General features: G+C 71.6%; 21 protein-coding genes. 11 read left to right on the forward strand and 10 right to left on the reverse strand.

Going from position 1 to position 21906, the window contains the following annotated elements; all coding sequences use genetic code 11:
• Window positions 1-48: 48 nt before the first annotated feature.
• Window positions 49-1467: a Fe-S cluster assembly protein SufB gene (sufB, locus tag H8838_RS10470; protein ID WP_181311093.1), complete on the reverse strand. Its 1419-nt coding sequence runs from the start codon at window positions 1465-1467 to the stop codon at window positions 49-51.
• Window positions 1468-1471: 4 nt separating this feature from the next.
• Window positions 1472-2158, reverse strand: coding sequence for a helix-turn-helix transcriptional regulator (locus H8838_RS10475; protein WP_185996113.1), 687 nt, complete (start codon window positions 2156-2158; stop codon window positions 1472-1474).
• Between the two features lie 173 nt (window positions 2159-2331).
• Here H8838_RS10475 and H8838_RS10480 point away from each other — a divergent pair, with 173 nt between their 5' ends.
• Genes H8838_RS10480 through H8838_RS10495 form a run of 4 tightly spaced genes read left to right on the forward strand, consistent with a single transcriptional unit; the run spans window position 2332 to window position 5761 of the window.
• Window positions 2332-3102 (forward strand): phosphatase PAP2 family protein, encoded by a 771-nt coding sequence (locus tag H8838_RS10480; RefSeq protein ID WP_224766056.1) that lies wholly within the window; start codon window positions 2332-2334, stop codon window positions 3100-3102.
• A 9-nt stretch (window positions 3103-3111) separates the two neighbouring features.
• On the forward strand, window positions 3112-4050 hold the full coding sequence (locus H8838_RS10485; RefSeq protein ID WP_224766057.1) for an ABC transporter ATP-binding protein: 939 nt from the start codon (window positions 3112-3114) through the stop codon (window positions 4048-4050).
• Window positions 4047-4820, forward strand: coding sequence for an ABC transporter permease (locus H8838_RS10490; protein WP_224766058.1), 774 nt, complete (start codon window positions 4047-4049; stop codon window positions 4818-4820). The genes H8838_RS10485 and H8838_RS10490 overlap by 4 nt, the downstream gene beginning before the upstream one ends.
• 5 nt (window positions 4821-4825) lie before the next feature.
• Entirely contained in the window at window positions 4826-5761 is a 936-nt protein-coding gene (locus tag H8838_RS10495) for a COX15/CtaA family protein (RefSeq protein ID WP_181311368.1), read from the forward strand.
• 29 nt (window positions 5762-5790) lie between these two features.
• Here H8838_RS10495 and H8838_RS10500 read toward each other — a convergent pair whose 3' ends face one another.
• Entirely contained in the window at window positions 5791-6759 is a 969-nt protein-coding gene (locus H8838_RS10500; protein ID WP_181311095.1) for a heme o synthase, read from the reverse strand.
• A gap of 119 nt (window positions 6760-6878) precedes the next feature.
• Here H8838_RS10500 and tkt point away from each other — a divergent pair, with 119 nt between their 5' ends.
• The 7 genes from tkt to H8838_RS10535 all read left to right on the forward strand — a co-directional run bounded on the left by tkt (window position 6879) and on the right by H8838_RS10535 (window position 16119).
• Complete coding sequence (gene tkt / locus H8838_RS10505; protein WP_185996111.1) at window positions 6879-9008, forward strand: transketolase; 2130 nt, start codon at window positions 6879-6881, stop codon at window positions 9006-9008.
• A 66-nt stretch (window positions 9009-9074) separates the two neighbouring features.
• Complete coding sequence (gene tal, locus H8838_RS10510; protein ID WP_185996110.1) at window positions 9075-10181, forward strand: transaldolase; 1107 nt, start codon at window positions 9075-9077, stop codon at window positions 10179-10181.
• The gene (locus H8838_RS10515) at window positions 10178-11809 is read left to right on the forward strand and encodes a glucose-6-phosphate isomerase (protein WP_181311098.1); all 1632 of its coding nucleotides are present in this window, start codon (window positions 10178-10180) and stop codon (window positions 11807-11809) included. The genes tal and H8838_RS10515 overlap by 4 nt, the downstream gene beginning before the upstream one ends.
• Window positions 11806-13332: a glucose-6-phosphate dehydrogenase gene (gene zwf, locus H8838_RS10520; protein WP_181311099.1), complete on the forward strand. Its 1527-nt coding sequence runs from the start codon at window positions 11806-11808 to the stop codon at window positions 13330-13332. The genes H8838_RS10515 and zwf overlap by 4 nt, the downstream gene beginning before the upstream one ends.
• A complete protein-coding gene (locus H8838_RS10525) occupies window positions 13329-14240 on the forward strand; it encodes a glucose-6-phosphate dehydrogenase assembly protein OpcA (RefSeq protein ID WP_224766059.1) in 912 nt (303 codons plus the stop codon). The genes zwf and H8838_RS10525 overlap by 4 nt, the downstream gene beginning before the upstream one ends.
• On the forward strand, window positions 14237-14983 hold the full coding sequence (gene pgl / locus H8838_RS10530; RefSeq protein ID WP_181311100.1) for a 6-phosphogluconolactonase: 747 nt from the start codon (window positions 14237-14239) through the stop codon (window positions 14981-14983). Before H8838_RS10525 ends, pgl begins: the two co-directional genes overlap by 4 nt.
• A 125-nt stretch (window positions 14984-15108) precedes the next feature.
• The gene (locus H8838_RS10535) at window positions 15109-16119 is read left to right on the forward strand and encodes an IS481 family transposase (protein ID WP_191465625.1); all 1011 of its coding nucleotides are present in this window, start codon (window positions 15109-15111) and stop codon (window positions 16117-16119) included.
• Here H8838_RS10535 and H8838_RS10540 read toward each other — a convergent pair.
• The 7 genes from H8838_RS10540 to H8838_RS10565 all read right to left on the reverse strand — a co-directional run bounded on the left by H8838_RS10540 (window position 16116) and on the right by H8838_RS10565 (window position 21905).
• Window positions 16116-16475: an RNA polymerase-binding protein RbpA gene (locus H8838_RS10540; RefSeq protein ID WP_181311101.1), complete on the reverse strand. Its 360-nt coding sequence runs from the start codon at window positions 16473-16475 to the stop codon at window positions 16116-16118. The two genes, H8838_RS10535 and H8838_RS10540, sit on opposite strands and share 4 nt — an antisense overlap.
• 36 nt (window positions 16476-16511) lie before the next feature.
• On the reverse strand, window positions 16512-16748 hold the full coding sequence (gene secG, locus H8838_RS10545; RefSeq protein WP_181311102.1) for a preprotein translocase subunit SecG: 237 nt from the start codon (window positions 16746-16748) through the stop codon (window positions 16512-16514).
• 30 nt (window positions 16749-16778) lie between these two features.
• The gene (tpiA, locus tag H8838_RS19970) at window positions 16779-17573 is read right to left on the reverse strand and encodes a triose-phosphate isomerase (RefSeq protein ID WP_181311103.1); all 795 of its coding nucleotides are present in this window, start codon (window positions 17571-17573) and stop codon (window positions 16779-16781) included.
• Window positions 17574-17618: 45 nt separating this feature from the next.
• Window positions 17619-18824 (reverse strand): phosphoglycerate kinase, encoded by a 1206-nt coding sequence (locus H8838_RS19975; protein WP_224766060.1) that lies wholly within the window; start codon window positions 18822-18824, stop codon window positions 17619-17621.
• Window positions 18821-19816 (reverse strand): type I glyceraldehyde-3-phosphate dehydrogenase, encoded by a 996-nt coding sequence (gene gap, locus H8838_RS10555; RefSeq protein ID WP_181311104.1) that lies wholly within the window; start codon window positions 19814-19816, stop codon window positions 18821-18823. The genes H8838_RS19975 and gap overlap by 4 nt, the downstream gene beginning before the upstream one ends.
• A gap of 97 nt (window positions 19817-19913) precedes the next feature.
• A complete protein-coding gene (gene whiA / locus H8838_RS10560) occupies window positions 19914-20900 on the reverse strand; it encodes a DNA-binding protein WhiA (protein ID WP_181311105.1) in 987 nt (328 codons plus the stop codon).
• Between the two features lie 21 nt (window positions 20901-20921).
• Window positions 20922-21905 carry a gluconeogenesis factor YvcK family protein gene (locus tag H8838_RS10565; RefSeq protein ID WP_444875239.1) on the reverse strand — a complete coding sequence of 328 codons (984 nt, stop codon included), beginning with the start codon at window positions 21903-21905 and terminating at the stop codon, window positions 20922-20924.
• Between the last annotated feature and the right edge of the window lies 1 nt (window position 21906).

The raw sequence follows: 21906 nt of genomic DNA on the forward strand, positions 1-21906 counted from the left end.
GTTCGGCTTCCTAGTTCGTTGCTGGGGGGAGTGAGTGCAGGGGCACGGTCAGCCGACCGCGCCCTCCATCTGCAGCTCGATCAGGCGGTTGAGCTCCAGGGCGTACTCCATGGGCAGCTCCTTGGCGATCGGCTCGACGAAGCCACGGACGATCATCGCCATCGCCTCGTCCTGCTCCATGCCCCGGGACATGAGGTAGAAGAGCTGGTCGTCGGAGACCTTCGAGACGCTCGCCTCGTGACCCATGGACACGTCGTCCTCGCGGATGTCGACGTACGGGTAGGTGTCCGACCGGCTGATCTGGTCGACCAGCAGGGCGTCGCACAGCACGTTGGACTTGGAGCCGTGGGCACCCTCGTTGACCTGGATCAGGCCTCGGTAGGAGGTCCGGCCACCGCCACGCGCCACCGACTTGCTCAGGATCGAGCTGGAGGTGTTCGGCGCGGCGTGGACCATCTTGGCGCCGGCGTCCTGGTGCTGGCCCTCGCCGGCGAAGGCGATCGACAGGGTCTCGCCCTTGGCGTGCTCGCCCATCAGGTAGACGGCCGGGTACTTCATCGTCACCTTCGAGCCGATGTTGCCGTCGACCCACTCCATGGTCGCGCCGGCCTCGCAGGTGGCGCGCTTGGTCACCAGGTTGTAGACGTTGTTCGACCAGTTCTGGATCGTCGTGTAGCGCACGCGGGCGCCCTTCTTCACGATGATCTCGACGACCGCGGAGTGCAGCGAGTCGCTGGAGTAGATGGGCGCGGTGCAGCCCTCGACGTAGTGGACGTAGGAGTCCTCGTCGGCGATGATCAGCGTCCGCTCGAACTGGCCCATGTTCTCGGTGTTGATCCGGAAGTAGGCCTGCAGCGGGATGTCCACGTGGACGCCCTTGGGCACGTAGATGAACGAGCCGCCCGACCACACCGAGGTGTTGAGCGCGGCGAACTTGTTGTCGCCGACCGGGATGACGGTGCCGAAGTACTCCTTGAAGAGGTCCTCGTGCTCCTTCAGGGCGGTGTCGGTGTCGACGAAGATGACGCCCTTCTCCTCCAGGTCCTCGCGGATGGAGTGGTAGACGACCTCCGACTCGTACTGCGCGGCGACACCGGCCACGAGGCGCTGCTTCTCCGCCTCCGGGATGCCGAGCTTGTCGTAGGTGTTCTTGATGTCCTCGGGCAGGTCCTCCCACGAGGTGGCCTGCTTCTCCGAGGAGCGCACGAAGTACTTGATGTTGTCGAAGTCGATCGTCGACAGGTCCGACCCCCACGTGGGCATCGGCTTGCGGTGGAACAGCTTGAGGCCCTTGAGCCGGAGGTCCAGCATCCACTGCGGCTCGGACTTCTTCCCCGAGATGTCGCGGACGACGTCCTCGTTGAGTCCGCGCTTGGCGATGGCGCCGGCCTCGTCACGGTCGGCCCAGCCGAACTCGTAACGCCCGATGCCCTTCAGCTCGGGGTTGAGCTCCTCGATGGAGGTCATGGAATCAGCCTTCCTTGCTCTTCGGGATGCAGGTGGTGCAGACACCGTCGCCGTGCGCGATGGTGGCAAGCCTTTGGACGTGCGTGCCGAGGACGTGGGAGATGGCCTCGGTCTCGGCCTCGCACAACTGGGGGAACTCGTGGGCCACGTGGGCCACGGGGCAGTGCTGCTGGCAGAGCTGGTCGACCGCGGCCGCGACCGGGAGCTCCCGGACGTTGGCGGCGTAGCCCTCGGCCGTGAAGACCCGGGCCAGTGCCTCCGCCGGGGTCAGGTGCGGCTGCTCGCGGGCCACGACCCGGTAGTCGCGCTCGATGAAGGCCGCCCGTCGCCGGGCGAACTCCTGCACGGCCTCGTCTCCCCCGGTCTCCGCGAGGTAGCGGAGCGCCTGGGCGGCGAGGTCGTCGTAGTGCTGGTCGAACTGGTCGCGTCCACTCTCGGTCAACGCGAAGACCCGCGCAGGTCTTCCCCGTCCGCGCTGTGCGCCCGTCCGGGGCTCGCGGGACTCGACCACACCTTCGCCGAGCAGGTGGTCGAGGTGGCGACGGACCGCCGCCGGCGTCAGGTCCAGCCCTGCCGCCAGGGTGGCGGCGGTGGACGGACCGTTCTCCAGGATCGACCGCACCACCCGGGCCCGGGTGGAGGCGTCGCCGGCTCTGCCAGGGGCAGGAACGGTCGTGCGGTCGAATTCCACAACGCAATTGTTACGTTATTACCCGGCGCGGTTCAACGAAGGGTGACCTAAGTACGTCGCCCGGGTCGCCCGGCCCTGTTCACCGCACCCCTCCCCGGCGACGATGCCGGAGGAGAAGGGAGGCGCCCATGGTGGCCACCGCGCACGCCCCTGCCGCCGGGCACGGTGCCGGCGTGGTTGCGCGATGGGTGGCGCTGCAGGCCCTCTGGGTCTTCGTCGGCGTGCTCGTCTACTTCACCGTGCGCGGCCTGACCGAGGGCTCGGTCACCCAGGCAGACGCGAATGCCCGCCGGGTGATCGCCCTGGAGCGGCGTCTCGGCCTGGACCTGGAGAGCGAGCTGCAAGGGGTCGCCACGGGGTCCGACGCCCTCTCCACGCTGGCGAACTGGGTGTACATCTGGGGCCACTGGCCGGTCATCGTGGCCACGATGATCTGGCTGGCGCTGCGGCACCGCGACTCCTTCCTGCGCCTGCGCGACGCCATGCTCATCTCGGGGGCGGTCGGCATGGTGATCTTCGCGCTCTTTCCCGTGACGCCTCCACGGCTGCTCGACCTGGGGCTCGCCGACACCGTCTCCGAGCGCTCGCACGCCTACCGGGTCCTCCAGCCCAGGGCCTTCACCAACCAGTACGCCGCGATGCCGAGCCTGCACACCGGCTGGGACCTGCTGGTCGGGATCGCGATCGTGACCGCCGCCGGCTCGCTGTGGTTGCGGGTGGTCGGCTTCGTCCTGCCCACGCTGATGATCCTGGCCGTGGTCGTCACCGCCAACCACTACCTGCTCGACGCCGTCGCAGGAGTGGCCCTGGTGCTGGTGGCCGATCGCCTGGCCGTCCTGCTGGCCCGTCGACGGACGCGACGACCGGCCGCCCGCGCCAGCCCGGAACCAGCGGCGAGCGCCGTGGCCGACCCGCGACGTGGCTCCCCTGGGGGATCTTCCTAGACTGTCAACGTGCCCGCCTCCTCCCCCGCCGTCGAGATCGACGGGCTGGTGATGCGGTACGGCGACAAGGTCGCCGTCGACGACCTCTCGTTGACCATCGACCGCGGCACGATCACCGCGGTCCTCGGTCCGAACGGTGCCGGCAAGACCACCACCCTCGAGACGTGCGAGGGCTACCGCCGCCCCCAGCGGGGCAGCGTCCGGGTGCTCGGGCTGGACCCGACCCGCGACCGCAAGGCGCTGCTCCCGCGGATCGGCGTGATGCTCCAGGCCGGCGGCGCCTGGTCGGGGGTCCGGGCGGTCGAGATGCTGCGGCACGTCGCCTCGCTCCACGCCCACCCGCTGGACGTGGACGCGCTGGCCGAGCGGGTCGGGCTGGACGACTGCGGGCGCACCCCCTACCGCCGGCTCTCCGGCGGCCAGCAGCAGCGGCTCGGCCTGGCGATGGCCCTGGTCGGACGCCCGGAGCTCGTCTTCGTCGACGAGCCGACCGCGGGCATGGACCCGCAGGCCCGCCGGGACACCTGGGAGCTGCTGGAGGAGCTCCGTGAGCACGGCGTGACCGTCGTGCTCACCACGCACTACATGGAGGAGGCCGAGCGGCTCTCCGACGTCATCCACATCGTCGACCACGGCCGGCTGATCACCAGTGGCACGCCGCTCGAGCTGACCCGCGGCGGGGCCCACACCACGATCCGGCTGGTGGTGACCCGCCCGTTCCCCGACGGCGCTCCGGAGTCCCTGCAGGCCGAGCTCGGCACCGGCACCGACGTACGCCAGCTCGACGACCTGAGCATGGTGATCTCCGGCCGGGCCGACTCCACCACCCTGGCCGTCGTCTCCCGCTGGTGCGAGGCCACCGGCGTGCTGCCCGACTCCCTGAGCCTGGGCCGCCGCACCCTCGAGGACGTCTTCCTCGAGCTCACAGGACGAGGACTTCACCCGTGACCCGCTCCTTGGACCTCAGCCCCGCGCCCGGCAGCGCGTCCCTGGCCGCGCAGGTCCTGGCGCAGGCCCGGATGGAGTTCCGGCTCATCCTCCGCAACGGAGAGCAGCTGCTGCTGGCCCTGGTGATCCCGGTGATCGTCCTCGTCGGCGGGGTCGCCGCCGCGGACCGGGTCGGCCTGGACTTCGACCGGCCGGTGATCGACGTCCTGGCACCCGGCGTGCTCGCGCTGGCCGTGATGTCGACCGCCTTCACCTCCGTGGCCATCGCCACCGGGTTCGAGCGGCGCTACGGCCTGATCAAGCGCCTGGGCACCTCCCCGCTCCCGAGGCACGGCCTGCTGCTCGGCAAGGCGGGCGCAGTCCTCCTGGTGGAGCTGCTGCAGATCCTCGTGCTCGGTGCGGTCGCGGCTCTCCTGGGCTGGGAGCCGGAGGCCTCCGGCTGGCCGGCCGCCGTCCTGGTGCTGCTCCTCGGCACCACCGCCTTCACCTCGCTCGGCCTGCTGATCGCGGGCACCCTGCGGGCCGAGGCCACGCTGGCGGCGGCCAACCTCGTCTACCTGCTGCTGCTGGCCGGCGGCGCCGTGGTGGTGCCCGCCGACTCGTACGGCGCCTTCGCCGACGTCGCCGCCTGGCTCCCGTCCGGAGCCCTCGGCGAGGGCATGCGCGCCGCCCTGATCGACGGCCGTCTGGACGGCGGCTGCGTGCTCATCCTGCTCGGTTGGTCGGTCGTCGGGGCGACGGCCACCGCGCGTACCTTCACGTGGGAGTGACCCAGATGAACCTCGCCCGTCTTGCCCCCTGGCTCTGGCCGCTGGCCATCGCCAACCTGCTCGCCAACATCGGCATCGTGGTCACCGGGGCGGCCGTGCGGCTCACCGGCTCGGGGCTCGGCTGCCCGACCTGGCCGCGGTGCACCGACGAGTCCTTCGTGGCCCACGGCGAGCTCGGCATCCACGGAGTGATCGAGTTCGGCAACCGGTTGCTCACCTTCGTGCTCGCCGCAGTCGCGCTGCTCACCTTCCTGGCGGCCCTGGGGGCGCGGCACCGCAAGGCGACGCGGCTCTCCTTCGTGGTCGGCCTCTCGATCCCGCTGCAGGCGGTGCTGGGCGGCATCACCGTGCTGACCGACCTGAACCCCTGGGTGGTCTCGCTGCACTTCCTGCTGTCGATGGCGATCATCATGGTCTGCGTGGTGCTCCTCGACGAGCTCCGCAGCCCTGACCGCGGTCCGGCGCCGGCGCTGCACCGCTGGCTCGCCTTCGCCAACCTCGCCGTCGGCTGGGTGGTCCTCTACCTGGGCACCGTCGTGACCGGTGCCGGCCCGCACGCCGGCGACGACCTCGCGCCCCGCAACGGCCTGGACCCGGCGCTCATCTCCCAGGTCCACGCCGTCTCGGTCTACGTGCTCGTCGTGCTCACGGTGGCGCTGCTGGTCGCGGCGCTGCGCAGCCGGATGCGCTGGCTCTCCCTGGTCACGGGGCTGGTGCTCGCCATCGAGCTGGCCCAGGGCGTGCTCGGCTGGGTCCAGTACTGGCTGGACCTGCCCATCGCCCTGGTAGCCCTGCACATGCTCGGCGCGGGCCTGCTCGCGGCCGGTCTGGCCCGGATCACCCTGGCGGTCCTCCCCCACCGCTCCGCCGCCGAGCCGGCTGAGCACCCCGACCCGGACGCGCCCACCCAGACCGACGCCGCCACCACCCTCACCCGCTGAGCCCGACGCCGTACGGCGTCGGTGGGGGATCAGAAGAGCAGGGGGTCCAGGGCCACGGCCACGAACAGCAGCGACAGGTAGAGGTTCGAGCTGTGGAAGAGCCGCATCGGGGCGATGTCGGTGAGGCTCTCGGAGCGCTTGGTGCGCGACCACATCTGGTGCGCCTCGTAGAGGAAGACCGCGCCCAGCACCGTGGCCACCACCGGGTAGACCGGTCCGGTGCCGGCGATGGGCCAGAGCAGGAGCGAGGTCGCGACCATCACCCAGCTGTAGAGCACGACCTGGCGGCCCACCTCGCGGGCGGGCGCCACGACGGGCAGCATCGGCACGTCCACGCCGCGGTAGTCCTCGCGGTAGCGCAGGGCCAGCGCCCAGGTGTGCGGCGGGGTCCAGAAGAAGACGACCATGAAGAGCACGACCGGCGCCCAGTCCAGGCGACCGGTGACCGCGGTCCACCCGATCATCGTCGGGAAGCAGCCCGCGATGCCTCCCCAGACGATGTTCTGGGTCGTGCGCCGCTTGAGCAGCATCGTGTAGACGAAGACGTAGAACGCGTTGGCGAGCAGCGAGAGGGCGGCCGAGAGCACGTTGACCCAGACCGCCAGGACGACGGTGGAGAGGGCCGCCAGCGCGGTCGCGAAGACCAGCGCCGAGCGCGCGGAGACGATGTGCCGGGGCAGGGCCCGGCGGCGGGTCCGGCGCATCTGCTCGTCGATGTCGCGGTCGTAGACGCAGTTGTACGCCGAGGCGGAGCCGGCGCTGAGCGCCCCACCGATCACGGTGGCCACGACCAGGCCGAGGGGTGGCACCCCGCGGGCGGCGAAGAACATCACCGGCACCGTGGTCAGCAGCAGCAGCTCGATCACCCGGGGCTTGGTCAGCCCCACGTAGGCGGCGATCACGTCCTTGAGGCTGGCGCGCTGCTGAGAAGGGTCGTCGGGAGTCCCATGGGGTCGGGACTGCTCGGCGTCGGAGGCCGACTGGCCGACGTACGTCACGGAGATGAACCTCGGTTGAGTGGGGTACAGGCGGGGTCGAGTCTAGCCCGACCCCTGAGTAGGCTCGTGCCTGCCCATCGGCTGCGCCGAGATGTAGAAGAACGTTCGAAGGGAAGCACGTGACCGCACGGACCAAGGGATCCCCCGCTCTGGAGTGGACCGACCTCGACGACAGGGCCGTGGACACCGTCCGCGCCCTGGCGATGGACGCCGTCCAGAAGGTCGGCAACGGCCACCCCGGGACCGCCATGAGCCTCGCGCCGGTGGCCTACCTGCTGTTCCAGAAGGTGATGCGTCACGACCCCGCCGACCCGGACTGGATCGCCCGCGACCGGTTCGTCCTCTCCTGCGGTCACACCAGCCTGACCCTCTACCTCCAGCTCTACCTGGCCGGCTTCGGCCTGGAGCTCGACGACATCAAGGGGCTGCGCAGCTGGGGCTCCAAGACCCCCGGCCACCCCGAGTTCGGGCACACCGCGGGCGTCGAGACCACCACCGGCCCGCTCGGCCAGGGCGTCGCGAACGCCGTGGGCATGGCGATGGCCGCGCGCCGCCAGCGCGGCATGCTCGACCCCGACGCCGCTCCGGGCGAGTCGCTCTTCGACCACCACATCTACTGCCTCGCCTCCGACGGCGACCTGCAGGAGGGCGTCAGCGCGGAGGCCTCCTCGCTCGCCGGCCACCAGCAGCTCGGCAACCTCACGCTGATCTGGGACGACAACCAGATCTCCATCGAGGACGACACCGACGTGGCCTTCACCGAGGACGTGGCGCTGCGCTACGAGGCCTACGGCTGGCACGTGCAGACCGTCGACTGGGCCGGAGACCGCGCCGACACCGACGCCTACCGCGAGGACGTCCAGGCGCTGTACGACGCCCTGGCGGCCGCCCGCGCCGTCACCGACCGGCCCAGCTTCATCAAGCTGCGCACGATCATCGCCTGGCCCGCGCCCACCGCCCGGGGCACCGGCGCCGCGCACGGCTCCGCGCTCGGCGCGGACGAGGTGGCCGCGACCAAGGAGATCCTCGGCTTCGACCCCGCCCGGACCTTCGACGTCCCCGACGAGGTGCTGGCGCACACCCGCAAGGCCCTGGAGCGGGGCAAGGCGGCCGGCGAGGCGTGGGACGAGCAGTACGCGGCCTGGGCCGCCGCCAACCCGGAGCAGGCCGCTCTGCTGCACCGGGTCAAGGAGCGTCGTCTGCCCGACGGCTGGGCCGAGAACCTGCCGACCTGGGAGGCCGACGCCAAGGGCGTCGCCACCCGCAAGGCCTCCGGCGAGGTGATCAACGCGGTCGCCGGTGTGCTGCCCGAGCTCTGGGGTGGCTCCGCGGACCTGGCCGGGTCCAACAACACCACGATCAAGGGCTCCCCCTCCTTCAACCCGGTGGCGCGCACCACGGCGACGTGGCAGGGCGAGCCCTACGGCCGAGTGCTCCACTTCGGCATCCGCGAGCACGCCATGGGCGCGATCATGAACGGGATCACGCTGCACGGCGGCACCCGTGTCTTCGGCGGCACGTTCCTCCAGTTCGCCGACTACATGCGCCCGGCCGTCCGCCTGGCCGCGATGATGCAGGCGCCGGTGATCTACGTCTGGACCCACGACTCGATCGGTCTCGGCGAGGACGGCCCGACCCACCAGCCGGTCGAGCACCTGGCCGCGCTGCGCGCGATCCCGGGCCTGGACGTGGTCCGGCCCGCGGACGCCAACGAGACCGCGGCCGCCTGGAAGGCCGTCCTGGAGAACACCGACCGCCCGGCGGGCCTCTGCCTGACCCGGCAGGACGTCCCGGTGCTGCCCCGCGGCGAGGTCGAAGGCGTCCACTGGGCCTCCACCGACGATGTCGCCAAGGGCGCCTACGTGCTGATCGACGCCGAGGGCGGCCAGCCCGACGTGGTGCTGATCGCCACCGGGTCCGAGGTCCAGCTCGCCGTCGAGGCCCGCGCCACGCTGGCCGAGCAGGGCGTGCGTGCGCGCGTCGTCTCGATGCCGTGCCGTGAGTGGTTCGACGCGCAGAACCAGGCCTACCGCGACGCGGTGATCCCGCCCATCGTCAAGGCCCGGGTCAGCGTCGAGGCGGGCATCGCCCAGGGTTGGCGTGACATCGTCGGCGACGCCGGGCGGATCGTCTCGCTCGAGCACTTCGGCGCCAGCGCCGACTACACCAGGCTCTACACCGAGTTCGGCATCACGGCCGGCGCCGTGGTCACCGCCGCGCTCGACAGCATCGCCGCCGCGGAGGCCTGAGCATCCTCAGACACCCCGGCCGGGACCAGCGACACACAGGACCAGACACAGTGGGAGGCACCTGACATGTCCGATCGTCTGAAGTCACTAGCCCGAGCCGGGGTGTCCATCTGGCTCGACGACCTCTCCAGGGAACGCCTGGAGACAGGGAACCTGGCCGACCTGGTCAAGGACTCCTCGGTCGTGGGCGTGACCACCAACCCGTCGATCTTCGCCGCGGCACTGGCCGACGGCGAGCGGTACGACGAGGAGGTACGGCGGCTGGCCACCGACGGAGCCGACGCCGAGGCCGCCGTGCTGGCACTGACCGCCGCGGACGTCCGGAGCGCCTGCGACGTCCTGCGCCCGGTCTGGGAGGCGACCGACGGGGTGGACGGGCGGGTCTCCCTGGAGGTCTCCCCCACCCTGGCCTTCGACACCGACGCCACGGTGGCCTCGGCCAAGGAGCTGTGGGCCAGCGTCGACCGGGAGAACCTGCTGATCAAGATCCCCGCGACCACCGAGGGCGCCGCGGCGATCACCGCCGTGCTGGCGGAGGGGATCAGCGTCAACGTCACGCTGATCTTCGGCCCCGACCGCTACCGCGAGGTGATGGAGGCCTACGTCTCCGGCCTGGAGCGCGCCCGCGAGCGCGGGCACGACCTGTCCCGGATCCACTCGGTGGCGTCCTTCTTCGTCTCCCGGGTCGACACCGAGATCGACCGGCGGCTCGAGGAGGCCGGTGCGCACCCCGTGCTCCTGGGGCGCGCCGGCGTGGCCAACGCCCGGCTCGCCTACCGCGCGTTCGAGGAGTTCTTCTCCGGAGAGCGCTGGGAGTCGCTGGCCGCCGACGGCGCTCGGCCCCAGCGTCCGCTGTGGGCCTCGACCGGAGTGAAGAACCCGGCGTACCGGGACACGATGTACGTCACCGACCTGGTCGTTCCCGGCACCGTGAACACCATGCCGGAGAAGACGCTGGAGGCGTTCGCCGACCACGGGGAGGTGCAGGGCGACCAGGTGACCCCGCACTACGCCGAGGCCGAGGCCACGATGGCGGCCCTGGCCGAGGCGGGCGTCGACTACGACGATGTGATCGCGGCCCTCGAGCGGGAGGGCGTGGAGAAGTTCGTCGCCTCCTGGCAGGAGCTGCTGAAGACGGTCGAGGGTCAGCTGGCACAGGCCGGCCCGCGATGAGCGCGGTGACGGGGGACGACCAGGTCACGGTGGACGTGGAGCTCAACCACCCGGAGGCGTTCGACGCGGTGCTCGGCGACCTGGTCGCCGGCCGCGTGGCCAGCCGGCTGGCCGTCCGCGACCCCGGGCTGTGGGGACCGGACGCCGAGGAGGAGGCGGCCAAACGGCTGGCCTGGGTCGACCTGGCCTCGGCCTCGCGCCCGCTGGTACCGGAGGTGACCGCGCTGCGCGACGAGCTGCGGTCGCGCGGGCTGGACCGGGTCGTGCTCTGCGGCATGGGCGGCTCCTCGCTCGCGCCCGAGGTGATCTGCGCGTGGGCGGGCGTCGACCTCGTGGTGCTCGACTCCTCGGACCCCGACGTCGTACGCCGGGCCGTCGAGACCGAGGTGGCCCGGACCGTGGTGGTGGTCAGCTCCAAGTCCGGCGGCACCGTGGAGACCGACAGCCAGAAGCGTGCCTTCGAGAAGGCCTTCGCCGACGCGGGCATCGCGCCGGCCGAGCGGATCGTGGTCGTCACCGATCCCGGCTCGCCCCTGGACGAGGCAGCCACCGCGGCCGGCTACCGGGTGTTCCGCGCCGACCCCGACGTGGGGGGCCGCTTCTCCGCCCTGAGCGCCTTCGGCCTGGTCCCCAGCGGCCTGGCCGGGGCGGACCTCGACGCGCTCCTGGACCAGGCCGAGGCGCTGCGCCCTGCCCTCGGGCACGACGACCCGGCCAACCCCGCGCTGCGGCTCGGTGCGTTGCTCGGCCTGACCGCGACCCGCGGGGTGGACAAGCTGGTGCTCGCGGACGCGGGCTCGGCGTACCCCGGCCTGGGCGACTGGATCGAGCAGCTGGTCGCCGAGTCGACCGGCAAGCACGGCGTCGGGATCCTCCCGGTCGTGGTGGAGAGCCTCGACGCACCCAATGCCGACCCGGCGACCGAGGACTCCCTCCTGGTCGCCTACGGCCCCGGCCCGGCTCCCGCCGCCGCGTCGGGCTGGTCGGCCCGCCTCGACGGGCCGCTGGGTGCCCAGCTGCTGCTCTGGGAGTTCGCCACGGCCGTCGCGGGCGGCGTCCTGGGGATCAACCCGTTCGACCAGCCCGACGTGGAGAGCGCGAAGGCCGCAGCACGGACGATGCTGGAGGGCGGCGGAGAGTCCGTGACGCCGCTGTTCGAGGACGGGGCGGTCACCGTCTTCGCCTCGCCTGGCTGGCTCCCGGAGGGCACCTCGACGGTCCGCGACGCGGTCGCGGCCCTGCTGGACCGGATGGACGCCGAGCACGGCTACCTGGCGGTGCAGGCCTATCTGGACCGTTCCCGTGACTCCGCGCTCGAGGACGTCAGGCCCGCGCTCGCCCGGCGGACCGGACGCCCGGTCACCTTCGGCTGGGGGCCGCGCTTCCTGCACTCCACCGGTCAGTACCACAAGGGCGGCCCCGCAACCGGCCTCTTCCTGCAGGTGACGAGCCAGCCGGAGGCCGACCTGGCCGTGCCGGACCGGCCCTTCACCTTCCACGAGTTCCTGCTCGCCCAGGCGGTCGGGGACGGTCAGGTCCTCGCGGAGAAGGGCCGTCCGGTGCTCCGGCTCCACCTGGGGGCGCCGGCCGACCTGGCGGCGGTCGCCGACCTGCTAGCCGGCCGATGAGCCCGGTCCGGCGCAACCCCCTGCGCGACCCGCAGGACCGGCGGCTGCCGCGGATCGCCGGTCCGTGCAGCATGGTGCTGTTCGGCGTCACCGGCGACCTGTCGCGCAAGAAGATCATGCCGGCCGTCTACGACCTGGCCAACCGCGGCCTGCTCCCCCCGGGGTTCAGCCTGGTCGGCTTCGCCCGGCGCGAGTGGGAGGACCAGGACTTCGCCGAGATCGTCCGCGACTCGGTCAAGGCCCACGCCCGCACCGAGTTCCGCCAGGAGGTCTGGGACCAGCTGGCGGCGGGGTGCCGGTTCGTGCAGGGCGAGTTCGACGACGACGACGCCTTCGCCACCCTGCGCGACACCCTGGAGGCGCTGGACGAGGAGCGGGGCACCGGCGGCAACCACGCCTTCTACCTGGCGATCCCGCCGAGCCTGTTCGCCGACGTGGTCCACCAGCTGAAGCGGCACGGGCTCGCGGAGAATCCCGACTCCTGGCGACGGGTGGTGGTGGAGAAGCCGTTCGGCCACGACCTGACGTCGGCGCGTGAGCTCAACGACATCCTGGCCGGGGTCTTCCCGTCGGGCTCGGTCTTCCGGATCGACCACTACCTCGGCAAGGAGACCGTGCAGAACGTGCTGGCGATGCGGTTCGCCAACACCATGTTCGAGCCGCTGTGGAACTCCCACTACGTCGACCACGTCCAGATCACCATGGCCGAGGACATCGGCATCGGCGGCCGGGCCGGCTACTACGACGGCATCGGCGCCGCCCGCGACGTCATCCAGAACCACCTGCTCCAGCTGATGGCGCTGGTGGCGATGGAGGAGCCCGCCTCCTTCGAGGCCGACCAGCTGCGGATCGAGAAGGAGAAGGTGCTCTCCGCGGTGGTGCTGCCCAGGTCGTTGACCCGCTCCACTGCCCGCGGGCAGTACGCCGAGGGCTGGGCCGGCGGGGAGAAGGTCCGCGGCTACCTCCAGGAGGACGCCATCCCGGCCGACTCGACCACCGAGACGTACGCCGCGATCACCCTGCACGTGGACAACCGGCGCTGGGCCGGCGTGCCCTTCTACCTGAGGACCGGGAAGCGGCTGGGACGCCGGGTCACCGAGGTGGCCGTGGTCTTCAAGCAGGCCCCGCACCTCCCGTTCGGCGAGCACTCCACCGAGCAGCTCACCCAGAACGCCATGGTCATCCGGGTGCAGCCGGACGAGGGCCTGACGGTCCGGTTCGGCTCGAAGGTGCCAGGGACGTCGATGGAGATCAGGGACGTCTCGATGGACTTCGTCTACGGCGGCGCGTTCACCGAGTCGTCCCCCGAGGCCTACGAGCGGCTCATCCTCGACGTGCTGCTCGGCGACCCGCCGCTCTTCCCCCGGCACGAGGAGGTCGAGCTCTCCTGGAAGATCCTCGACCCGATCCTCGAGCACTGGGCCGGTCAGGGCGCCCCCGAGCCCTACGAGGCCGGGACCTGGGGGCCGGAGTCCGCGACCGAGATGCTGGCCCGCGACGGACGTACCTGGAGGAGACCGTGATCGAGCTCGAGGACACCACCGCGGCCGAGATCTCCAGCGCCTTCGGCCGCCAGCGCACCTGGTCGGGCAGCCCGGTGATGGGGATGGTGATGACGCTGGTCGTCGTCACCCCCGAGGACCACGCCGAGCAGGCGATGCGCGACGCCCAGGAGGCCTCGCACGAGCACCCCGCGCGAGTGCTGGGCATCATCCTCGGCAAGGCGTCGGGCCCGCCCCGGGTCGACGCCCAGATCGGCATCGGCGCCGGGTGGAGCGGCGAGATGGCGCTGATCAAGCTCAGCGGCGCGGTGGTCCACCACGACGAGTCGGTGGTCCTGCCCCTGCTGCTGCCCGACTCCCCCGTGGTCGTGTGGTGGCCGGTCGACCCGCCGAAGGACCCGGCAGCGGACCGGCTCGGGGCGCTGGCGCAGCGACGGATCACCGACGCGGCCGCCGTGACCCGCGGACACCGCAAGGCGCTGCTCCACCAGTGCACCGCGTACACGAGCGGGAACACCGACCTGGCCTGGACCCGGCTGACCCCCTGGCGGGCGCTGCTGGCCGCCGCGTTGGACCAGTTCCCGGAGAAGGTCACCGCCGCCTCGGTGACCGGGGAGCGGGTCAGCCCCTCGGCCGACCTGATGGCGGCCTGGCTCTCGGACCGGCTCAAGGTCGACGTGGAGCGGCACGGCTCGCAGGGCCCCGGACTGACCGAGGTGGTCCTGACCACCCGTGCCGGCGACGTGCGACTCTCCCGCCACGACGGCGTGCACGCCGTCATCTCCTCCCCCGGGGCGCCCGACCGACCGATCGCCCTGCCGCGGCGCGAGGTGCCCGCGCTGCTGACCGAGGAGCTCAGGCGGCTCGACGAGGACGAGGTCTACGCCCGCACGGTGGCCCACCTGCTCGAGCTGGAGGAGCAGAAGTGACCGCCCCGGAGGTCCAGGTGGTCGAGGACTCGGCCGCCCTGGCCGGCGAGACCGCGAGCCGCCTCCTGGCCCGCCTCGAGGAGGTCCAGGCCGCCGGGCGGGTCCCCCACGTGTGCCTGACCGGCGGCGGGATCGCCGACCTCGTGCACCGCGAGCTCGCCCGTCGCAGCGACACCGCGGTGAACTGGTCACGGGTCGAGGTGTGGTGGGGCGACGAGCGCTTCCTGGAGCGCGACTCCGACGAGCGCAACGCCGTGCAGGCCCGCCGGGCCCTCCTGGACCACGTGCCGGTCGATCCCGCCCGCGTGCACGAGATCGCCTCGCGTGACGACGTGCCCGACGTCGAGGCCGCCGCCACGGCGTACGCCGAGGAGCTGGCTGCCTCCGGGCCGGCACGCTTCGACGTGGTCATGCTGGGCCTGGGGCCGGACGGGCACGTCGCCTCGCTCTTCCCCGGCCACGACGAGGTGCACCGGAGCGGGACCTCCGCAGTGCCCGTGCACGGGTCGCCGAAGCCGCCCCCGGAGCGGGTCTCCCTGACCTTCGAGCGCCTCAACGCCGCCGACGCGGTCTGGGTGATCGTCTCCGGGGAGTCGAAGGCGGCCGCGCTGGCGGCCGCCCTCGAACCCGGTGATCTGGGCGAGTGCCCTGCCCGCGGCGTGCGTGCGCGCGGGGAGACCCTGTGGCTGGTCGACGCGGAGGCCGACGCTGGAGCCGTCGGGGCCGGCGCGGACGCCGGCTAGATGTGATGCCCAGGCACGTTGGTCGAGATCGTGCGACGACACGATCTGATCTGTAGATGAACGAAGGCCTCCCCGGTGTGGAGTGGAGCTATCTAGGAACCGCTCCGCCACCGAAGGAGGCCTTCGTGTCCCACGCTACCCACTCCAACGCTGCCCTGACCCCGCGCGCCCGGCTTCGACTCGCACTTCTGATCGTCGACCACGGCTGGCCGCCGGCTCGCGCGGCCGAGCGTTACGACGTCTCGTGGCGCACCGCGAAGAAGTGGGCTGAGCGCTACCGCACCGAGGGTCCGGCCGGGATGGTCGACCGGTCCTCGGCGCCGCACCATCAGCCGAACCGGACCCCGGCCCCGGTGGTCCGCAAGATCGTGCACCTGCGGTGGAAGCAGCGGCTCGGCCCGGTCGAGATCGCCGACCGGCTCAACATGGCGTCCTCGACCGTGCACGCGGTCCTGGTCCGCTGCCGTCTCAACCGGCTGACCCACATCGACCGCGCGACCGGGGAGCCGATCCGCCGCTACGAGCACCAGCGGCCCGGCGACCTGATCCACGTCGACGTCAAGAAGCTCGGCAAGGTCCCCGACGGCGGCGGCTGGCGTTACGTCGGGCGACAACAAGGCGGCAAGAACCGCGCCGCTACGGCCCTGCGAACAGGTGCCCCCAAGAGCAAGTACCACCAACCGCTGGTCGGGACCTGCTACCTGCACACCGTCATCGACGACCACTCGCGAGTCGCCTACGTCGAGGCCCACGACGACGAAACCAAGGAGACCGCCGCAGCCGTGCTGCGCAACGCCGTGGCCTGGTTCGCCGCACGTGGCGTGACGGTGCAACGGGTGCTGTCCGACAACGGCGGCGCCTACCGCTCCCACCTGTGGCGCGACACCTGCACGGAACTTCAGATCACTGCGAAGCGGACCCGCCCCTACCGTCCCCAGACCAACGGCAAGATCGAACGCTTCCACCGCACTCTCGTCGAGGGCTGGGCGTTCAAGAAGTTCTACAACTCCGAATCAGCCCGGCTCGCCGCTCTGCCAGCATGGGTCCACGAGTACAACCATCACCGGCCCCACTCAGCGATCGGGAAAGCCGCACCCATCACCAGGTTGAACAACCTGCCTGGGCATCACAGCTAGAAGATGATGTCGCCGGACTTGCGGCGACTGCGCAACAGCTGGACGGCCTCGTCGAGGATGTCCGCGGCCTCCGCATCGGAACGGCGTTCCTTCACGTAGGCCAGGTGCGTCTTGTACGGCTCGATCTTCGGTGCTGGCGGGGGGTTGTCCCGGTCCATGCTCGCGGGCAGCCCGCACTTGGGGCAGTCCCACGTCTCCGGGGCCACCGCCTCCACCGCGAACGTGACCACCGAACGGTGGCCGTGCGAGCAGAAGTAGCTCACCGCTTGACGCGGCGCCGCCTCACCTCGCTCTGCCTCCCCCATCGGACCGGCCCCAACCCGACTCCCCCGGATCGCGCTTCCTCCACCAGCCATCTCAATCCCTCCCAGAAATGAAATGAAACGAAAAAACTAAGACCCGTAGGCCAGCAGCAGTCCCAGTGCCACGATGCACGCGAACCAGATGACGCCCACCCCGACGGTGAACCGGTCCAGGTTGCGCTCAGCGACCGACGATCCCCCCAGGGTGCTGGACATGCCCCCTCCGAACATGTCCGACATGCCCCCACCACGGCCCTTGTGGAGCAGCACGAGGAGGATCAGGATGAGGCTCGTCAGCACGAGCAGGGACTGGAAGAGCAGGATCACGGCATCAGCCTACGTCACGTCGAGGGGTGGTCAGAGGGTCGGCAGGTCGTGGAACCGGCAGATCGCGGCGAACTCGTCGGCCTGGAGACTCGCGCCGCCCACGAGGGCGCCGTCCACGTCGTCCTTCTCCATGATGCCGGAGACGTTCGAGGACTTCACCGAACCTCCGTAGAGGATCCGGCAACCGGCGGCCGCCTCGTCCCCCCACGTCTCGCGGATCCGGGTGCGAATGGCGGCGCACACCTCCTGGGCGTCCTCCGGCGTGGCGACCTCGCCGGTGCCGATCGCCCACACCGGCTCGTAGGCGACGACCAGTCCGGCGACCTGCTCGGCGGTGAACCCGGCGAGCGAGCCGTCGACCTGGCCGAGCGTGTGCTCCACGTGGCGTCCGGCCTGGCGCACCTCGAGACCCTCGCCGACGCAGACGATCGGCGTCATGCCCGCCTCCAGCGCGCGGTGCGCCTTGCCGTTCACGACCTCGTCGGTCTCCTGGTGGTGCTCACGCCGCTCGGAGTGCCCGACGACGACGTAGGAGCAGCCGAGCTTGGAGAGCATCGAGGCGGAGACCTCCCCGGTGAAGGCGCCCTTCTCGTGCACCGAGACGTCCTGCGCGCCGTACCGCACCTGGAGGCGGTCGCCGTCGACCAGCGTCTGCACCGACCGCAGGTCGGTGAAGGGCGGGACGACGGCGACCTCGACCCGTCCGAAGTCGTGCCTCTTGTCAGACAGCGTCCAGGCGAGCTTCTGGACCAGCACCACCGCTTCCTGGTGGTTGAGGTTCATCTTCCAGTTTCCCGCCATCAGCGGGGTGCGTGCAGCAGCCATGGGTGCTGGGTTCCTTCTCGTTCTCGCTAGTTCTGGCGTGGTCGTTCAGCGCTCGAGGACGGCGATGCCGGGAAGCACCTTGCCCTCGAGGTACTCCAGGCTGGCACCGCCCCCGGTGGAGATGTGCCCGAAGGACGCCTCGTCGAAGCCGAGCGTCCGGACGGCCGCGGCGGAGTCGCCGCCGCCGACGACCGAGAGGCCGTCGATCTCCGTGAGGGCCTGGGCGACCGCACGGGTCCCCTCGGCGAAGGCCGGGACCTCGAAGACGCCCATCGGTCCGTTCCAGAACACGGTCTTCGCGTCGGACAGCGCCGCGGCGAAGGCGCGCGCCGAGTCGGGTCCGATGTCCAGGCCGAGCGCGTCTGCCGGGATGGCGTCCGCGGCCACCACGCGAGGCGTGGGCTCCTGGTCCCCGGAGGGGAACGCGGTGTCGACCACCACGTCGGTGGGCAGCAGGATCTGCACACCCCGCTCGGCGGCCTCGGTGAGGTAGCGACGGCAGGTCTCGACCTGGTCCTCCTCGAGCAGGCTCTTGCCGACCTCGTGGCCCTGGGCCTTGAGGAAGGTGAAGACCATCCCGCCGCCGATCAGCAGCTTGTCGGCCTTGCCCAGCAGGTTGTCGATGACCCCGAGCTTGTCGGAGACCTTGGAGCCGCCGAGCACCACCACGAAGGGGCGCTCCGGGTCCACGGTCAGCCGGCGCAGCACGTCGATCTCGGCACCGACCAGGGCGCCCATCGCACTGGGCAGCCGGGTCGCGACGTCGTAGACGCTGGCCTGCTTGCGGTGCACGACGCCGAACCCGTCGGAGACGAAGGCGTCGACCAGCGAGGCCAGGTCGTCGGCGAACGCGCCGCGGACCCGCTCGTCCTTGCTGGTCTCGCCCTCGTTGAAGCGGACGTTCTCCAGCAGCGCGACGTCCCCGTCGCCCAGGCCCTGGACGACCCGACGGGCCGAGGGCCCGACGGTGTCCTCGGCGAAGGCCACCGGCCGGCCGAGCAGCTCGCCCAGCCGGGCGGCCACCGGAGCCAGCGAGTACGCCGGGTCCGGGGCGCCCTTGGGCCGGCCGAGGTGCGCGGTGACGACCACGCGGGCACCGGCCTCGGAGAGCCGGCGGATCGTCGGCACGCTGGCGCGGATGCGCCCGTCGTCGGTGATCCGGTCCCCGTCGAGGGGGACGTTCAGGTCCGAGCGGACCAGGACGCGCTTGCCGCGCAGGTCACCGAGGGTCTCGATGCCCCCTGCGCTCACAGCGAGGCGCCGACGTAGTCGATCAGGTCGACGAGGCGGTTGGAGTAGCCCCACTCGTTGTCATACCAGCCGACGACCTTGACCTGGTTGCCGATCACCTTGGTGAGCGGGGCGTCGAAGATGCACGACGCCGGGTCGGTGACGATGTCGCTGGAGACGATCGGGTCGGTCGAGTACTTGAGGAAGCGACCGTCGGCCGCCTTCTGCACCGCGGCGTTGACCTCCTCGACGGTGGTCTCCCGGCCCGCCTCGAAGGTGAGGTCGGTGGCCGAGCCGGTCGGGGTCGGCACGCGCAGGGCGTAGCCGTCGAGCTTGCCCTTGAGCTCGGGCAGCACCAGGCCGATGGCCTTCGCCGCGCCGGTCGAGGTGGGGACGATGTTGATCGCGGCCGCACGGGCGCGACGCAGGTCCTTGTGGATGTTGTCCTGCAGGTTCTGGTCCGCGGTGTAGGCGTGGATGGTCGTCATCAGCCCCTTGACGATGCCGAACTCGTCGTTGAGGGCCTTCGCCATCGGCGCGAGGCAGTTGGTGGTGCAGGAGGCGTTGGAGATGATGTGGTCCTTCGCCGGGTCGTACAGGCCCTCGTTGACCCCCATCACGATGGTGATGTCCTCGTTCTTCGCGGGCGCGGAGATGATGACCTTCTTCGCGCCGGCGTCGAGGTGGGCCTTGGCCTTGGTCGCGTCGGTGAAGAACCCGGTGGACTCCACGACCACGTCGACCCCGAGGTCGCCCCAGGGCAGCGCGGCGGGGTCGCGCTCGGAGAACGCGCGGATCTCCTGGTCCCCGACCACGATGGAGGAGTCGGTGGAGGAGACGTCGGCGTCGAGCCGGCCCAGGATGGAGTCGTACTTGAGCAGGTGCGCGAGGGACGCGTAGTCGGTCAGGTCGTTGACGCCGACGATCTCGATGTCGGCACCCGAGGCGCGCACAGCGCGGAAGAAGTTACGGCCGATTCGGCCGAAGCCGTTGATTCCCACACGGACAGTCACGGTGACTCCTGGATTGCGATGGACGACTTTCACCTCGAGCCTATCGCGGGCCCCGTGAGCGTCGTCACCCCCCGTCCCGCATGGGACCGGGGCGGCCTCAGGCCTCTTCGGCCAGCATGTCGGGGGTCAGCGAGGCCTCGGTGTCGGGGATGCCCAACTCCTCGGCCCGCTTGTCCGCCATCGCCAGCAGCCGCCGGATCCGCCCCGCGATCGCGTCCTTGGTCAGCACCGGGTCGTGCAGCTGGCCCAGCTCCTCCAGCGAGGCCTGCTTGTGCTCCAGGCGCAGGTGCCCCGCGAGCTGCAGGTGGTCGGGAACCTCGTCGCCCAGGATCTCCAGGGCCCGCTCGACGCGTGCCCCGGCCGCCACGGCCGCGCGCGCGGAGCGGCGCAGGTTGGCGTCGTCGAAGTTGGCGAGCCGGTTGGCCGTGGCGCGCACCTCGCGGCGCATGCGGCGCTCCTCCCAGGCCATCAGCGTCTCGTGCGCCCCGAGCCGGGTCAGCAGCGCGCCGATCGCGTCGCCGTCACGGATCACCACCCGGTCGACCCCCCGGACCTCGCGGGCCTTGGCGGAGATGCCGAGCCGGCGGGCCACGCCGACCAGGGCCAGCGCCGCCTCGGGACCGGGACAGGTCACCTCCAGGGCCGACGAGCGGCCGGGCTCGGTCAGCGAGCCGTGGGCCAGGAACGCGCCACGCCACGCGGCCACGGCGTCACAGCCGCCGCCGGAGACCACGGCCGGCGGAAGGCCGCGCACCGGCCGGCCGCGGGGGTCGAGCAGACCCGTCTGCCGGGCCAGCGCCTCGCCGTCCTTGACCACGCGCACCAGGTAGCGGCTGCCCTTGCGGATCCCGTTGCCCTGGACCATCACCACGTCGGACTGATGGCCGTAGACCTCCGCCACGTCCTTGCGCAGCCGCCTGGCCGCCGCCCCGGTGTCGAGCTCGGCCTCCACCACGATCCTGCCGCTCACGATGTGGAGCCCACCTGCGAACCGCAGCATGGAGGCCACCTCGGCCTTGCGGCAACAGGTCTTGGTGATCGCGGTGTTGGCAAGCTCGGCCTTCACCTGTCCCGTCATCGCCATGGCGGGATCCTCCCACGCCCGTCAACGAGGCGGGACGGACTCCCCCACTCGGTCCCCTCCGGCTCCGTCCTCCCCCGCGAGGACGACGCGCAGCGCCTCCGCGAGCCGGACCGGGTCGTGCGCGCTGCTCCCGGGGTGGGAGGCCACGTCGGCGACGACCAGTCGCGCCCCCAGGGCCTCCACGGCGTCCTCGAGGTCGGCCCGTGCCGTCAGCACCGCGGAGGTGTCGGCGAGCACGGTGTGCGCCCGCAGCTCGGGAGCGACCTCGCGCAGCGCCGCCAGGTGGTCGGCCGGACTGAAGCCGCCGGTCTCCCCCGCCTGCGCCACGAGGTTGAGCACGAGCACGAGCCGGTCGCCGCGGTCCACGATCGCCCGGCGCAGCTCGGGCAGCAGCAGGTGCGGGATCACCGAGGTGTACCAGGAGCCCGGTCCCAGGACCACCCAGTCGGCGTCCTTGACCGCTCCCAGCGCCTCGGGGCAGGCCGGCGGGTCCGAGGGGGTCAGCGCCACCGACGTGATCCGGCCCTGGGCAGTGGCCACCTCGACCTGCCCGTGCGCGGTCTGCGGACCGTCCGGGGCCTCGACCTGCGCGGTGATGTCGATCGGCACGGTCGACATCGGCAGCACCCGGCCGCGTGCCTCGAGCAGCCGACCCACCATGTCGAGGCCCGCCACCGCGTCCCCCAGCAGGTCCCACAGACCGACGATCAGCAGGTTGCCGAGCGCGTGCCCGTGCAGCTCGCCGTCACCGGAGAAGCGGTGCTGGAGCACCCGCATCCAGGTCTGCCCCCAGTCGTCGTCCCCGCACAGCGCCGAGAGCGCCATCCGCAGGTCGCCGGGCGGCAGCACCTGCAGCTCGCGGCGCAGCCGTCCCGAGGAGCCCCCGTCGTCGGCGACCGTCACCACGGCCGTCAGCTCGTCCGCGACGTGCCGCAGCGCGGTCAGGCTGGCGTGCAGCCCGTGCCCTCCGCCCAGTGCGACCGCCGACGCACCGGTGCGCTGCACC

Origin of the sequence: Nocardioides campestrisoli, from assembly GCF_013624435.2 — a bacterium.
GTDB classification, from domain to species: domain Bacteria; phylum Actinomycetota; class Actinomycetes; order Propionibacteriales; family Nocardioidaceae; genus Nocardioides; species Nocardioides campestrisoli.